The organism is Halomonas alimentaria (assembly GCF_009902005.1).
Taxonomy (GTDB): domain Bacteria; phylum Pseudomonadota; class Gammaproteobacteria; order Pseudomonadales; family Halomonadaceae; genus Halomonas; species Halomonas alimentaria.
This window is the reverse complement of record NZ_WUTT01000001.1, coordinates 147,200-161,642: the sequence shown is the minus strand read 5'-3', so window position 1 is coordinate 161,642 and position 14,443 is coordinate 147,200. Positions and strand designations below refer to the sequence as shown.

11 protein-coding genes and 1 tRNA gene are annotated in these 14,443 nt (G+C 68.3%); 5 read left to right on the top strand and 7 right to left on the bottom strand.

What is annotated here, in order from left to right; all coding sequences use genetic code 11:
- Window positions 1-14: 14 nt before the first annotated feature.
- Window positions 15-620 carry a TetR/AcrR family transcriptional regulator gene (locus GRB96_RS00785; RefSeq protein ID WP_161429999.1) on the bottom strand — a complete coding sequence of 202 codons (606 nt, stop codon included), beginning with the start codon at window positions 618-620 and terminating at the stop codon, window positions 15-17.
- 114 nt (window positions 621-734) lie between these two features.
- On the opposite strand from GRB96_RS00785, the gene GRB96_RS00780 reads away from it, so the two are divergent.
- Together GRB96_RS00780 and GRB96_RS00775 are read left to right on the top strand one after the other, a co-directional pair.
- Window positions 735-1,424 (top strand): SOS response-associated peptidase, encoded by a 690-nt coding sequence (locus tag GRB96_RS00780; protein ID WP_161429998.1) that lies wholly within the window; start codon window positions 735-737, stop codon window positions 1,422-1,424.
- Entirely contained in the window at window positions 1,421-4,276 is a 2,856-nt protein-coding gene (locus GRB96_RS00775) for an insulinase family protein (protein ID WP_240894106.1), read from the top strand. The genes GRB96_RS00780 and GRB96_RS00775 overlap by 4 nt, the downstream gene beginning before the upstream one ends.
- A 141-nt stretch (window positions 4,277-4,417) precedes the next feature.
- On the opposite strand, the gene sbcB is transcribed toward GRB96_RS00775, so the two are convergent.
- The 4 genes from sbcB to minC all read right to left on the bottom strand — a co-directional run bounded on the left by sbcB (window position 4,418) and on the right by minC (window position 7,908).
- Complete coding sequence (sbcB, locus tag GRB96_RS00770; RefSeq protein WP_161429997.1) at window positions 4,418-5,908, bottom strand: exodeoxyribonuclease I; 1,491 nt, start codon at window positions 5,906-5,908, stop codon at window positions 4,418-4,420.
- Window positions 5,909-6,030: 122 nt separating this feature from the next.
- Window positions 6,031-6,291, bottom strand: coding sequence for a cell division topological specificity factor MinE (gene minE / locus GRB96_RS00765; protein ID WP_161429996.1), 261 nt, complete (start codon window positions 6,289-6,291; stop codon window positions 6,031-6,033).
- Window positions 6,288-7,106, bottom strand: a complete 819-nt coding sequence (gene minD, locus GRB96_RS00760) for a septum site-determining protein MinD (RefSeq protein ID WP_161429995.1) — start codon at window positions 7,104-7,106, stop codon at window positions 6,288-6,290. Before minD ends, minE begins: the two co-directional genes overlap by 4 nt.
- Before the next feature lie 55 nt (window positions 7,107-7,161).
- Complete coding sequence (minC, locus tag GRB96_RS00755; RefSeq protein ID WP_161429994.1) at window positions 7,162-7,908, bottom strand: septum site-determining protein MinC; 747 nt, start codon at window positions 7,906-7,908, stop codon at window positions 7,162-7,164.
- A gap of 244 nt (window positions 7,909-8,152) precedes the next feature.
- Between minC and GRB96_RS00750 the strand changes: the two genes are divergently transcribed.
- Window positions 8,153-10,936, top strand: a complete 2,784-nt coding sequence (locus GRB96_RS00750) for a DUF349 domain-containing protein (protein ID WP_161429993.1) — start codon at window positions 8,153-8,155, stop codon at window positions 10,934-10,936.
- A gap of 75 nt (window positions 10,937-11,011) precedes the next feature.
- Here the strand turns inward: GRB96_RS00750 and phbB are convergent, their stop codons facing one another.
- On the bottom strand, window positions 11,012-11,758 hold the full coding sequence (gene phbB / locus GRB96_RS00745; protein ID WP_161429992.1) for an acetoacetyl-CoA reductase: 747 nt from the start codon (window positions 11,756-11,758) through the stop codon (window positions 11,012-11,014).
- 188 nt (window positions 11,759-11,946) lie between these two features.
- Between phbB and GRB96_RS00740 the strand changes: the two genes are divergently transcribed.
- Together GRB96_RS00740 and GRB96_RS00735 are read left to right on the top strand one after the other, a co-directional pair.
- A tRNA-Met gene (locus GRB96_RS00740) sits at window positions 11,947-12,023 on the top strand.
- 281 nt (window positions 12,024-12,304) lie between these two features.
- Window positions 12,305-13,252, top strand: a complete 948-nt coding sequence (locus tag GRB96_RS00735; protein WP_161429991.1) for a tetratricopeptide repeat protein — start codon at window positions 12,305-12,307, stop codon at window positions 13,250-13,252.
- Here the strand turns inward: GRB96_RS00735 and GRB96_RS00730 are convergent.
- Complete coding sequence (locus GRB96_RS00730; RefSeq protein WP_161429990.1) at window positions 13,246-14,409, bottom strand: MalY/PatB family protein; 1,164 nt, start codon at window positions 14,407-14,409, stop codon at window positions 13,246-13,248. The two genes, GRB96_RS00735 and GRB96_RS00730, sit on opposite strands and share 7 nt — an antisense overlap.
- Window positions 14,410-14,443: the final 34 nt, after the last annotated feature.

Below are 14,443 nucleotides of genomic sequence, written 5' to 3'. Positions count from 1 at the left end.
CGTCAAGGGCCCCCCTATCTGGCCCGCAGGCCGGCGAGGATGGTCCCCAGCAGCTGGTCGAGCAACTCCCCCACCTCCAGCTGCTGACCCTGCCAGTAGCCCAGGCGCTCGTTGAGGCCCAGCAGCACCAGGCCATGCACGCTGCCCCACAGGGTGCGCCCCAGGCGGCGCGCCTCTAGATCATCGAGGGCCGGCTGATACTCCTTGAGGGTGGCCTCGACGCGGCGGAAGAGCGCCTCGATCATCTCGGTCTGACGCTGATCCAGCTCACCTTCCTGGGCCAGCGGGAAGTCGAACAGCAGCTGCCAGCGGTAGGCCTCACGCTGGGCAAACTGCCAGTAGGCGCGGGCCAGGGCACGCAGCCGCTCCTCCGGGGTGGCCTGGCTGGTCAGCGGCTCGATCACCTCGCGCAGGTGGCCGAGGGTCTCGATATTGACGTGCTGCAGCAGGTTATGAAAGCTGCCATAGAGCTTGAGCAGGGTGCTGGGAGCGCACCCCACCTCGCGCGCCAGGGCACGCAGGGACAGGCTGTGTACCGGATTGTCCTGCAACCAGGCGTCGCACGCCGCCATGACCTGGGCATGAAGTGCCTCGGGAGCATGCTGTCTGGGACGAGCCATCGAGTTCCTCGCGAGCCGGAGCGGGCAGTTGCGTGAAGGACCCCAAGGATAGCGCACATCGAACACTGTTTTCGATAGCTGTGTTACCCTGACGCACCCTGACCCGGAGCTCCCATGGCCGGCCGACTGCATATCGCACCGATCGACTTCAGCCAGCTGCTGCCCGACCTGGTGATGGACATGCCTCAGGTGACCAGTGCCAACCTGGCACCCCGCCGCATGCTCTCGGGCATCCGCCTGGAGGCCGGCCGACCGCACCTGGGACGGCTGTTCTGGGGGCTGACGCCGCCCTGGCTCACGGTACTGGACCATGCCCCCCACTGCGCACGGGCGGAGTCGCTGGCCGAGCGCCGCATGTTTCGCGAGGCCTTCCAGGCCCGGCGCTGTCTGGTTCCGGCCACCGGTATCTATGTCTGGAAATCCCAGCCGCGCGCCAAGCAGCCCTTCCTGGTCACCCGGGTCGACCGTGGCCCGCTACTGCTGGCTGCACTCTGGTGCCGCTTCCACACCAGCCTCGCCGAGCACACCGATTCCCTGGCACTGATCACGGTGCCGACCAACGCCCTGCTGGCGCCGCTCGGCGACCGCCTGCCGGCGGTCATCCCTTCCGACGATGCACGGCGCTGGCTCGACCCGCAGACGCCGGCAGAGACCGCCCAGGCCATGCTGGCCACGGCACCACGGGAACTCCTCGGCGCTTTCCCGGTATCAAGACGTGTGAACAACCCGGCGAACCAGGAGGCGGCCTGCGCCCATCCGGTAGGCCCCATGCTACGCCACCAGAACTCCCTGGAGAGACGATGACCCGCGCCCAGACCCTCGCGCCGCTAATGCGGCTGCTGCCCCTCTGCTTGATGTGCCTGCAGCTGCTCGCCCTGCTGGTGCTCGCCGCCCCGACCCGGGCCGAGAGCATCGATGAGGTGGCCGACGCCACCACGCCACGCATCAGCCCCAACGACGAGCGCGACTATCGCGTGGTGACCCTGGAGAATGGCCTCACCGCCCTGCTGGTCAGCGACCCCGAGGCCGACAAGGCGGCGGTATCCCTAAACGTCTCGGTGGGCAGCGCCCAGGATCCCGGGGACCTGGCCGGCCTCGCCCATTTCCTCGAGCACATGCTGTTCCTGGGCACCGAGCCCTACCCCGAGGCGGACGCCTACCAGAGCTACCTGACCCGCCACGGCGGCAGCCACAACGCCTTCACCGCGCCCCAGGACACCAACTACTTCTTCGATATCGAGCCGGACGCCCTCGCCGGCGCCCTGGACCGCTTCAGCCAGTTCTTCATCGCCCCGCTGTTCAACGCCGACCGCCTGGAGAGCGAGCGCAACGTGGTGCACTCCGAGTACATGGCGCGCATCCGCGACGAGGGGCGACGCGAGAACGACCTGCTCGACCGCGTGCTCAACCCCGAACACCCCTTTACCGGCTTCTCGGTGGGCAGCCGCGAGACCCTGGCCGATCGCCCCGAGGGCGAACCCGACCTGCGTGAGCGAGTCATCGACTTCTACGAGTCGTACTATGGCCCCAATGTCATGCACCTGGCGGTGGTGGCTCCCCAACCCCTGGACGAGCTGGAAAAGCTGGTCGCCGAGCACTTCGCCACGGTGCCCGATCGCGGCCTCGAGCGCCCCGAGATAGCCACCCCGCTGGCCCTGCCGGAGTCGCTGCCCCGGCGGGTCGCCGTGCAGTCGCTGCGTGACAGTCGCCAGCTGCGCTTCTTCTTCCCGGTACCCGACCCCGTCGCCGAGTACCGCCACAAGCCCGCCGACCTGATCGCCCACCTGCTGGGTCATGAGGGCGAGGGCAGCCTGCTCGCCGCCCTGCGCGAGGCGGGCTGGGCCGACGGCCTCTCCGCCGGGGTCTCCCGGGGCGATGGCCGGCATGCCCTGTTCACCGTCAGCCTCAGCCTGACCCCGGAGGGCGCCGAGCAACGCGACGCCATAGAGGCCAGCCTTTTCACCGCCATCGAGACGATCCGCGAGGCCGGCCCCGAGGCGTGGCGCTATGAGCAGCAGGCGCGCCTGGCCGAGCAGAGCTTCCAGTTCCAGCAGCACGGCTCGCCCCTGCAGGACGCCATGCGCCTGGCCATGAACCTGGCGCGCTTCCCGGTGGAGGATGTGCAGTTTGCCGACTACCGCATGGACGGCTTCGACCGCGAGCGTACCCGCGACTACCTGGCCGCCCTTACCCCCGACAACCTGATCCGCCTCTACAGCGCCCCGGACGTCGAGGGCGACCAGACCTCGCCCTGGTTCAACGCCCCCTGGCGTGACGACACGCACAGCACCGAAGGCAGGCTCCTCGACGACCTGGCGCTGCCCGAGCCCAACCCCTATATCGCCGAGGACCTCACGCTGCTCGACGCCCAGGACGAGCGCCCGCGGCAGCGGATCGACGAGCCCGCCTTCGCCTTCTGGCACATGGCCGACGCCAGCTTCGACACGCCCAAGGCGGAGTGGCGTTTCAGCCTGCAGCACCCGCGTGCCGCCGAGGCGCCCCGCGCCGCGGTGCTGGCCCGACTGCTCGCCGGCTGGCTGGAGGATAGCCTGAACGAGGCGCTCTACCCGGCACGGCTGGCCGGCCAGGGGGTCGATGCCTATGCCCACGCCCGGGGCATCACCCTGGCCTTCTCCGGCTGGCGCGACCGCCAGGAGGTGGTGATGGAGCGCGTGATCGAGCAGCTGCAGGAGGGCGAGATCGCCCCGGCCACCTTCGAGCGCGTGCGCTACCGCCTGCAGCGCGAGTGGCGCAATGCCCCCCAGGACCCGCTGCACCGCCAGGCCAGCCGCACCCTGGCCGAGGCCCTGGTGCGTCCCCAGTGGCCCAGCGCGGCGCTGCTCGAGGAAAGCGAAGGCTTGACGACCGAGGACCTGCACGACTTCCGCGATGCCTTCCTCGGCGAGCTGCGCCTTGAAGCCATGGCGGTGGGCAACCTCGACGCCGAGCAGGCCGACACCATCGCGCGCCGGGTGGCCGAGACCCTCGCCCCGACGCTCTCCGCCGATGCGATTCCCGAGCTGGTGCCCCTGGATGCCGCCACGGACCTCCCCATCCTGACCCCGCACACCAGTCGCGAGGAATCGATACTGCTGCGCTACCTGCAGGGCCCGGACCGCTCGCTCTCGAGCCAGGCGCGCCTGGCAGTGCTGGGGCAGTTGATCGACACGCCCTTCTACCAGCGCCTGCGCACCGAGCAGCAGCTCGGCTACGTGGTCAACGCCGGCTACTCGCCGATGCTGGACGCCCCGGGACTCGCCCTGATGGTGCAGTCACCCGAGACCGGGAGCGAGGCGATCGGCGAACACGTCGACGCCTTCCTCGACGACTTCGAGGCCACCCTGGCGACGCTCGAGGAGGATGACCTGGCCGCCTATCGCCAGGCGGTGCACGCCGAGCTGACCCGGCGCGACACCAGCCTGGGGGGCCGCACCGACCGCCTGTGGCGGGCCCTGGCCTACGGCGACACCGACTTCGATCGCCGCGAGCGGCTGGCCGAGAGGGTGCTCGCGGTGAGCCCGGACGAGCTGCGCCAGGCCTGGCAGGCGTTGCGCGACGCGCCGACGGTGGCGGTCGCCTTCGATCCGGGCGATGAGCCCGACGACGTCCTGACACTGACCAAGCACCTCGTACCGCTGCCGGAGGGCCAGGAGTAAGGGGCGCAGGGGGCAGGCCGAAGAGGAGGTCCTACGCCATGGATGGCGTCGGTAGCGCCCAGGGATGGGTTCACAGCGCCTCCTCGAAGGCCTGCCGCCGGGTCAGCCCCGCGATCAGATCAGCCCTTAGCTCTTATGTTCTCAAGCATCGAAGGCCTGGGGCGGCAGTATCGCCTCGACGTGCATCACCAGCTCCTCGAGGACCTGGCGGTCGCGGTCGGTCAGCTCGACGCCATTGAGGCGCTCGATTTCCCGGGCGAAGCCCTTGAGGGTGAGGCTCGCCACCTCGGCGTCATTCATGCGCGCCCAGCGGTCGGCCTCCCAACGGGCGAGCTCCTCGCCCTCCAGCGTCTCGGGGAAGCTGCGCGCCCGGTACCGGAACAGCATCTCCTCCAGGCGCGGGTCCTGGAAGGCGAACGTGGCCCCCACCAGATCCCAGGGGTCGGTATCCCGTACCCGCTGCATCTGCTGGCGATCCGCCGGCGAGAAGAAGCCCCCCGAGTAGAGCATCAGGTCGGGATCCCCCGGCCCCGCCGGGGGCGGCTCGGCGAACACCTCGGCGGCCCGGGAGGCCACTTCGGGGTGGCTGGCCAGGCGCTTCCAGTGGTCACGACAGGCCGCCATGTCCAGGCCCAGGCGCTCGACGATCTCGCCGTACTGTCCCTTGCGCTCCCCCGCCACGTCCTTGAGGGCGCCGGCCGGGAAGAGCACCGGACACTTGTTGATATGGATCACCTTGAGCGGGATGCGCTCGACACCCTCGGCCAGGTCGTCGTTGCTGACGAAGACCCGCTGACGAATCTGCTCGGCGGAGAGTTCGAAGAGCGGCGCCGGATCCACCGAGAGGTCGTAGACGACTACCCCGTTGGGATTGGTGGGGTGCTCGGCCAGCGGCACCACCAGGGCGGCGCAGCCGCGGCTGGCAGGGTAGCGCCGCGAGATATGCAGCAGCGGCTTGCGCCCGGGCACATCGAGCAGCTTGCCCACGGCGCGCTTGCCGCGCCGGCTCAACAGCAGGTTGAAGAGATTGGCATTGGCCTCGCGCAGGCGCCGGGCCAGGGCGATGGTGGCGCGTACATCGGCCAGGGCATCGTGAGCCCCGGCGTGCTCGATGCCGTTGGCGGCGGTGAGGTCCTCGAGCCTGAAGCTGGGGGCACCATCCTCCCGACGCGGCCACTCGAGTCCCTCCGGGCGCAGGGCGTGAAAGGCCCGTACCACGTCGATCAGGTCCCAGCGGGAGTTGCCGTTCTGCCACTCCCGGGCATAGGGATCGAGGAGGTTACGGTAGAAGAGGTGACGACTGACCTCGTCATCGAAGCGCACGCTGTTGTAGCCCACCGAGCAGGTACCCGGCGCGCTCATCAGCGCCTCGATCTGTCCGGCGAACTGCGCCTCGGGCACCCCGCGGCGGCGCGCCTGCTGGGGGGTGATGCCGGTGACCAGGCAGGCCTGGGGATGGGGCAGGAAGTCATCGGCCGGCCGGCAGTACAAGGTGACCGGCTCACCGATCTCGTTGAACTCGGCATCGGTGCGGATCGCGGCGAACTGGGAGGGCCGGTCGCGCCGCGGATCGGCACCGAAGGTCTCGTAGTCGTGCCACAGGAAGGTCTGCGGGGCGTCAGGCGGCGCCATGGGCAAGGTCTCTCCGGCGATTCAGCATGGAGGCCACAGCCTAGCACAGCCCCGCGGTGCGCTCAGCCAGCCTGGCTCGGCCCCCAGGGCTATCACGGCTTCCAGGCATCAGGGGCGCTGGCTCAGCCCGGCGAGCCCTTGGGCAGGGTCACGTTGAGCTCCAGCACGGAGCAGTTGTCCTCGCTGTCGAGGCTGATGTTGATGGCATCGTCGTCCACCTGGACGTAGCGACGGATCACCTCCAGCAGCTCGCGCTCGAGCATCGGCATGTAATCGGGCTGCCCGCGCTGGCTGCGCTGGTGTGCCACGATGATCTGCAGCCGCTCCTTGGCGACCGACGCGGACTTCTTGCGTTCTCGCTTCAGGAATTCAAGCAGTTTCAACGACGACCTCCTCCGAACATGCGGCTCAGCAGACTCTTCTTCTGGTACTCGTGGAAGCGCAGGGGCACCTCCTCGCCGAGCAGACGCGACACGGTGTCGGCGTAGGCCTGGCCGGCATCGCTATCGTTGTCGTGGGTCACCGGCACCCCCTGGTTGGAGGCACGCAGCACCGCCTCGGACTCCGGAATCAGGCCGATCAGGTCGATGGCCAGGATCTCGCGGATATCCTCGAGGTTGAGCATGTCGCCGGTGTCGACCCGCATGGCGTTGTAACGGGTGATCAGCAGGTGCTGCTTGATCTCATCCTCGCCGCGCTCGGCGCGCCGGGTCTTGGAGGCCAGCAGGCCGAGGATGCGGTCGGAGTCACGCACCGAGGAGACCTCGGGATTGGTGACCACGATCGCCTCGTCGGCAAAGTACATCGCCAACTGGGCGCCACGCTCGATGCCTGCAGGAGAATCGCAGAGGATGTAGTCGAAATCCTTGCTCAGGGTATCGAGTACCTTCTCGACCCCCTCCAGGGTCAGGGCATCCTTGTCGCGGGTCTGGGAGGCCGGGAGGATATGCAGGTTGTCCACGCGCTTGTCGCGGATCAGCGCCTGACTCAGCCCCGCCTCTCCCTGGATGACGTTCACCAGATCGTAGACCACGCGGCGCTCGCAGCCCATGATCAGGTCCAGATTGCGCAGCCCTACGTCGAAGTCGATGACCACGGTCTTGTTGCCGCGCAGTGCCAGGCCAGTGGCAATGGCTGCCGCACTGGTTGTCTTGCCGACGCCTCCCTTGCCGGAGGTCACAACGATGATCTTGGCCAAGAGTCGCTTCCTGTCGTGTCGTTGAAATGGATCGGGCTATCGACGGGCATGCCGCTCAGGCGAGCGAGGTAATGCCCAGCTGATCCCCGTCGAGGCGAACCTGCACTGGAGTTCCCAGCAACCGTCGGTCGATGTCCTCGAGGCGCTTGTAGTTGCCGGCCACCGAAAGCAGCTCGGCATGGAGCTCACGGCAGAAGATACTGGCCTGGGGGTCACCATGGATTCCGGCCAGGGCGCGGCCGCGCAGCGCGCCATAGACGTGCACGCTACCCGCGGCGAGCACCTCGGCGCCGGCATTGACGGCACCGACCACCACCAGGTCACCGCTGGGCGAGGTGATCTGCTGCCCGGAGCGCACCGTGCCGCGGAAGATACGCCCGCCGCTGGCGACGCCTGGCGGCACCCCCAGGTCGACCGACTCGTCGGCAACTGGTGCCTCACCGGCGGCAACGCTCTCCAGGGGGCGCGCCCGGCCACTCTCCTGGGGCGGAAACCAGCCCAGGCCCAGGGCCCACGCCGACTGCTTGACCGGGTCGGCACCGCCACGCACGGCCACGGGCAACAGCTTGTGGCCACGACACACCGCACAGATGCGTTCGAGGGCCAGGTGAGGCTCGTCGAGCTTCTCCACGCTGAGCACTACCGGGGTGTGCTGGAAGAAGGCCGGCGACTGACTGAGCTTGCCGGCGAGCTGATCGCGAATCTGCTCGGGATCGGCACTGGCCAGTTCCATGACCGTCATCGGCAGCATGCCTCCCTTGAAAGTGAAGGCTGCGCTTTCCCTGTCCAGTTTGAGGCTCATTGCCGAACTCCAGGTCGCTGTGATGGGAGTAGAGTCAAAGCTAAGCGACTCGCACCTCCCCTGCAACTCCATCATACGCGCGACGAGCACCACCTGTCAGTGTCGCCGTATAGCCACAGGACCGCCCCGGACACGGACTTTTCCCCAGCCGCGACGCATGCTTAGATAGCCATCACAGGATTGACCAATAACGATACGGGCGGGAGTGCCCCGGCACACAATGCCGCCCACGCCAGGATACCCAATGTCCGGACTCTTCCGCCGCCTCTTCGCCCCCCGCTGGCAGCACCCCGACCCTGGCGTGCGTCGCCAGGCCATCGCGCGCCTTGACCCCGCCCGCGACGATCATCGTCGCGCCCTGGAGCGACTGGCAGCGGACACCGACCCGGCCGTGCGCACTGCAGCGCTCGCACGGCTCGAGGACCCCGAGGGACTGATCGCCCTGCTCGATGACGAGGCGCGCTCCCCGGAACTCGAACGCCGCCTGACGGCACTCGTCTGCGGCAAGGAGGGACAGCTGGAGCTTTCCGCCCGGGTCGCCATGGTCGGTCGACTCAGCGATACCGCGCTGCTCGAGGCAATCGCCCTCGAGGGCGACAACCAGCAGCTGCGCCTGGCGGCGATCGAGCGTTTGCAGGACGAGGCGGCCCTGGTGCGACAGGCCTGTGACAACGGCATCGCCGCGGTACGCCATGCCGCGGCGGCCAGGGTCGACAGCGACGCTGGCCTGTCACGGCTGGTGCGCGAGGCGAAGCGCGACCGCCAGGTCATGCGCCAGGCCCGCGAGCGTCTCAACCGCCGCCGCGCCGACGCCGCCGAGCTGGCCGCCGCCCGGGAGCGTCGAGAGTCGCTGGTGCAGGCCCTGGAGCGCCACGCCGGCGCCCCCTGGGAGCCGCTCTATGCCGGACGCCTGCGTCACCTGATGCGCGAATGGCAGCAGCTCGAGGATACCCCCGACGCAAGCCTGGAACGCCGCTATCACGACGCCTGTCTGCGCTGTCGCAAGGTGGTCGAGGATCACGAGGCGCAACAGCGCGCCAATGCCGCCGCCCATCGCCACCGCGAGGACGCCCAGCAGGCCAGCGAGAGCCTGGTGGAGGCGCTGGAAGAGAGCCTCGAGGCACTCGAGCGCAGCGAGACGCTGGGGGCCCAGGATATCGACAGCCTGCGCGCCCAGAAGCGACTGCTGGCCCACCGCTGGCAGGAACTCGCCGACCACCATGTCACCGATGAAACGCTGCGCCGGCGTTACGACGCTGCCCTGGGCCGCTTCGAGGCGATCGGCGGCGCCTGGGTGCGCCTCACCCAGCGCGCCGGTGAACTGGAGCGGGCCCTCGAGGATGACGACAAGGAGCGTCTCCAGGGATTGCTCACGGCGATCGACTGGCCCGGCGACCTGGCGCCCACGCCACTGCTTCTCAGGACACGCCAGCGGCTCGAGAACAGCCCGGCGACCACGTCGGCCAGCGCCGAGGGGCTCGCAGAGCATTTCGAGGAGCAGCTCGATGAGCTCGAGCGCCTGCTGGAGCGCGGCGCCTTCAAGCCGGCCAGCCGCCTTTACCAGCACCTGCGCCAGCTTGCCGAACGCATCGATGCCACCCGCTTCCGCCCCCTGGAGGCACGTTTCAAACGCCTTGGTGCCCGGCTGGCAGAGCTGCGCGACTGGCGTGGATTCGTGGCCGGCCCCAAACGTGAACAGCTGGTCGCCGGCATCGAGGCCCTGGCCGACGACGAGGCCAGCGTGGAGGGCGCTCTGGATCGCCGCCACCGCCAGCTGGTCAAGGAGTGGAAGTCACTGGGCGATGCCGCTGCCAACCGTGAACAGTCGGCGCGCTTCCGCGCCGCCTCGAACCGCATTCACGAACGCCTGGCGGCCTGGCGGGCGCGCCTCGACGCCGAGCGCGATAACAACCTGGCGACGCGTATCGCCCTGTGCGAACAGCTCGAGACACTCCTCGACCACCCCGCCCAGCAAGCCGACCCCGACGCCTTGCGCGAGATCCGTGACCGAGCCCGAGACCAGTGGCGCCGGGCCTCGCCGGTCCCACGCGAACAGGCAGAAGCCGTCGGACGACGTTTCGGCGTAATCCGCCACCGCCTCCAGGCGCTGATCGATCAGCGCGCCCGGGAGATCGCCGAGGCCAAGCGCGAACTGATCGAGGAGGCCCGCCAGCTGCCAGGAGATGAGAGCCCGGCCACCCGGCGCGCCGAGCAGGCCAAGGCGCTGCAGCGTCGCTGGCGGGAGCTGGGTCGAGCCCCCAAGGGCGAGGAACAGGCGCTGTGGCGCGAATTCCGCGGCCTGTGCGACACCATCTTCGCCAGCCGCGAGGCGGCCCGGGACGACCGCGTTCGCCGAGCCAGGGAACGAATGGACGCCATGCAGGCGCTCATCGACCGCATGGATAGCTGGCAACCTGCCCAGCCGGCCGATGCAGCGCAGCTGGCCAGGGCCATCGACGAGGCCGCCGCGCTGGAGCCACTCCCCGGGGGACGCCGCAGCGAGGGCATGCGGCGGCGCTGGTCCGGCATCGTGCGTGCCCGGCGAGAGCGCCTGGAGCGCCTGGCGGTGGCCAAGCAGGTGGAGGAGTGGCAGGCCGTGCGTACGCTGCTCGAGGAACACCTCGAGGCAGATGCCGCACGACTCGAGGGCGGCGAGGCACGCGAGGTAGCACTCCCGAAGGCGCTCACATTGGGCGACGACATGAGCCGCGCCCACGCTCGGCGCAACGCCGCTCGACAGGAAACCACATCCGCCGACACGGTCGAGGAGCGCCTCGCACGCGTGAGGGTGCACCTCTCGTTGCTGGCCGTGGGGAGCGTCAGCCAGCGCGACGAGCCGCTGCGCCTGGCGATACAGGTCGAACGGCTCAACGACAACCTGGGGCGTGAGTCGTCCCGGGCCGAGGAGGTACGCGGCGTGCTCGCCGAGTTGCTGGCCATCGGCCCCGTGCCGCCGGCAATATGGGAGCGCGAGGTCGGGGAACTGGACCATATGCTGGAGCGGCTGTCGCGCCTCCCACCCCCCTGAACGAAACAGGAGCGCGAGGTCTCCCTCGCGCTCCTGTGTGGCGCTATCCTGCCTAGAGGCAGGTGGCAGCCCGCGTCAGCCCATGAACTGGCCGCCGTTGATATCGATATTGGCGCCGGTGATGAAACCGGACTCCTCGTCGGCCAGATAGGCCACCAGGCGACCGATCTCCTCGGGCTTGCCGTAGCGCTTCACCGGGATGGTTTCACGGATCGACTCGCGCACCTTCTCGGGAATGTTCATGATCATGTCGGTGGCGATATAGCCCGGCGACACGGTGTTGACGGTAATGCCCTTGGTAGCAGTCTCCTGGGCCAGGGACATGGTCAGGCCGTGCATGCCCGCCTTGGCGGCTGCGTAGTTTACCTGCCCGAACTGGCCCTTGCGGCCGTTGATCGAGGAGATGTTGATGATCCGGCCGTACTGCTGCTCGAGCATGCTCTCGATCACGCTGCGGCAGGTGTTGAAGACACTGTTCAGGTTGGTGTCGATGACCTCGTGCCACTGCTCGGGGCTCATCTTCTTCATGGTGCCATCACGGGTGATACCGGCACAGTTGACCAGCACGGCGATCGGTCCGTGCTTCTCCTCGATCTCCTTGACGCCCTTCACGCAAGCGTCGTAATCGACCAGGTCGACCCCGGCAATATCAATATTGTCAAAGCCTGCAGCCTTCTGCTCCTCGAGCCAGGCCTTGGCCTTCTCCGGGTTATGATAGCCGGCCACTACCTTGTAGCCCTCGGCGGCCAGTGAACGGCAGATCGCACTACCGATGCCGCCGGTACCACCGGTGACCCAGGCGACGCGTGATGAATTGGCCATGTATACCTCCCTGATGATGATGACACTGTGCTCCGGCCCTGCCGGCCGAACTGCACATTGTTCTAGATCAAGCTGTCATCTTTATGACAACCCAAGGACAGTATGGCCCAGAGAGGGCGTGATGGACGAGCGTTTGAGGGCTACGCTTGACTAAAGGCGAATCCCGTGTAGAATACGCCACACGTTGATGCGGGGTGGAGCAGTCTGGTAGCTCGTCGGGCTCATAACCCGAAGGTCATCGGTTCAAATCCGGTCCCCGCTACCAAATATCGAAGAAAGCCGATTCCTACGGGAGTCGGCTCTTTCTTGCTCATACCCCGAAGGCCATCGGTTCCCTCTCGTTTCAGAACCAGCGGTCCCCGCTACCAAATATCGAAGAAGCCGATTCCTCCGGGGGTCGGCTTCTTTCTTGCTCGTACCCCGAAGGCCATCGGTTCCCTCCCGTTTCAGAACCGCGATCCGCGCTGCACGAGCCTGCCCCCTTGAATCCGCCAGCCTTCACCCGCATCTCGTAGGCAAATCCATTCGTTTTCGGGAAGCCCAACCATGTCCATCGTCGATCCGCGTACCGGTGAACCGCTCACTGCCGACACCAGTGCCCCGCAGGAGGCTCAGTCGCAACCTGCCCAGGCCGAGGCGGGCGAGGCCCCCAAGGTCATCATCGACGTCGACGCCAGCAACATCCAGCAGGTGCTGGAGCTCTCCATGCAGGTGCCGGTACTGCTCGACTGCTGGGCCCCCTGGTGCGGCCCCTGCAAGAACCTGATGCCGGTACTGGAAAAGCTGGCCCGCGAATACCAGGGCGCCTTCCTCCTGGCCAAGCTCAACATCGACGAGAACCAGGAGATCGCCGCGCAGCTGGGCGTGCGCTCGGTGCCCGACGTCAAGCTGGTCAGCCAGGGCGGCCTGGTCGACCACTTCCAGGGCGCGCTGCCCGAGAAGGAGATCCGCGAGTGGCTGGGCCGTTACTTCCCTGCACCGGAAGACGCCCCGGCGAGCCCCGAGGACCAGGCCGCCGAGGCGCTGGCTGCCGGGGATGCCGCTACCGCCCGAGCCATCTATCAGGAACTCAGCCAGCAATACCCGGACCACACGCCCTACCAGGTGGAGCTGGCCCGCACCCTGGTGGCCGAGGGGCGCGGCGAGGAGGCTCGCAGCGTGCTCGACAACCTGCCGCCAGAAGAGCGCGATGCTGCCCCGGCCCGCGGCGTGCGCGCCAGCATCGAGTTCGGCGAGGAAGCCCCCTCCGCCGAGGAGCTGGCCGCCCTGGGTAAGCGCGACGACAGCGAGGCGCAGTACCTGCGCGCCCTGCGCCGAGTCGCCGATGGCGACTATGAGCCGGGTCTCGAGGGGCTGCTGGCGCTGATGAAAGCCGACCGCGCCTATGGCGATGACGCCGCACGCAAGACCCTGCTGCGGGTCTTCGATGCCCTGGGCGCCGACCACCCGCTGACGGTGAGCTACCGCCGCAAGCTGTTCGCCATGCTCTACTGAGCCAGCACCCCATCCAGCCGCGACAGGGCTTCTTCCAGCTGGGTGGCGGTGGTGCCGAAGTTGAGCCGGGCAAAGCCGGGGTGGCCGAAGTCGGCGCCATCGGAGAGGGCCACCCCGGCGCGCTCCAGCAGCGTTTGCTGGGGTGACTCGCCAAGCCCCACCTCGCGCAGGTCGAGCCAGGCCAGGTAGGTGGATTCCGGGGCGCTCATGGACACCCCGGGCCAGCGCGCCACTCGCTCGACCAGGCTGCGGCGGTGGTCACGCAGCACCTCGAGCAGCACCTGTCGCCAGGGGTCCCCCTGAGCATAGGCGGCCTCTGCGGCCACCAGCCCCAGCACGTTGCCATCCGGCGTCAGCCCCTTTTCCGCCGCTGCAAAGCGCCGTCGCAACCGGGGGTCGGGAATCACCGCGCAGGCGGTGGTAAGCCCGGCCAGATTGAAGGTCTTGGAGGGCGCCCACAGCGTGATGGTACGCTCGACCAGCGTCGGGAAGGCCGCCGCCAGCGGCACGTGGCGAGCGCCATCGTCAAGCAGCAAATCGCAGTGCAGCTCGTCGGAGACCACGAGGAGATCGTGGCGCTCCACCAGCTCGGCCAGTCCAGCCAGCTCGTCGTGATCCCAGACCCGCCCGGTGGGATTGTGGGGGTGACACCACAGCAGCAGACGGGTGCGCGGAGTGATCGCCGCCTCCAGGGCCTCGAGGTCGAGGCGCCAGGGCTGGCCCGGCGCCGCTGGCTCGCGCATGCTCGCCTGCTGAGGCGTGCGCCCGGTACGCTCGGCCACCTTGAGGAAGGGCGGGTAGATGGGCGTTACCGTCAGCACCCCATCACCGGGTTCCGTCAGCGCCATGCTGGCCAGGTGCAACGCCGGCACAACCCCGGGCAGCCACTGCTGCCACTCGGGGGCGATCTCCCAGCAGTAGTGCTCGCGGCTCCAGCTGCATAGCGTCTCACGCAGCGAATCGGGCACCAGGCCATAGCCGAAGACACCGTGGTCGACCCGGGCGCGCAGCGCCTCACGCACCGCCGGGGGCGAAACGAAGTCCATGTCGGCCACCCATAGCGGCAGTACCCCGTCACCGTAGCGATGCCACTTCTGTGATGGCCAGTTACCGGACGGGTGCCGACGCTCCACCGGCGTGGCAAAATCGAACGCCATGCGCTCACTCCTTTTCGACGGCCAGGAAAATCCC

Bases quoted from the DNA above. Each gene is read 5' to 3' on its own strand.
- GRB96_RS00785 (WP_161429999.1), bottom strand. From the start codon at position 620: ATGGCTCGTCCCAGACAGCATGCTCCCGAGGCACTTCATGCCCAGGTC.
- GRB96_RS00780 (WP_161429998.1), top strand. From the start codon at position 735: ATGGCCGGCCGACTGCATATCGCACCGATCGACTTCAGCCAGCTGCTG.
- GRB96_RS00775 (WP_240894106.1), top strand. From the start codon at position 1,421: ATGACCCGCGCCCAGACCCTCGCGCCGCTAATGCGGCTGCTGCCCCTC.
- sbcB (WP_161429997.1), bottom strand. From the start codon at position 5,908: ATGGCGCCGCCTGACGCCCCGCAGACCTTCCTGTGGCACGACTACGAG.
- minC (WP_161429994.1), bottom strand. From the start codon at position 7,908: ATGAGCCTCAAACTGGACAGGGAAAGCGCAGCCTTCACTTTCAAGGGA.
- GRB96_RS00750 (WP_161429993.1), top strand. From the start codon at position 8,153: ATGTCCGGACTCTTCCGCCGCCTCTTCGCCCCCCGCTGGCAGCACCCC.
- phbB (WP_161429992.1), bottom strand. From the start codon at position 11,758: ATGGCCAATTCATCACGCGTCGCCTGGGTCACCGGTGGTACCGGCGGC.
- GRB96_RS00735 (WP_161429991.1), top strand. From the start codon at position 12,305: ATGTCCATCGTCGATCCGCGTACCGGTGAACCGCTCACTGCCGACACC.
- GRB96_RS00730 (WP_161429990.1), bottom strand. From the start codon at position 14,409: ATGGCGTTCGATTTTGCCACGCCGGTGGAGCGTCGGCACCCGTCCGGT.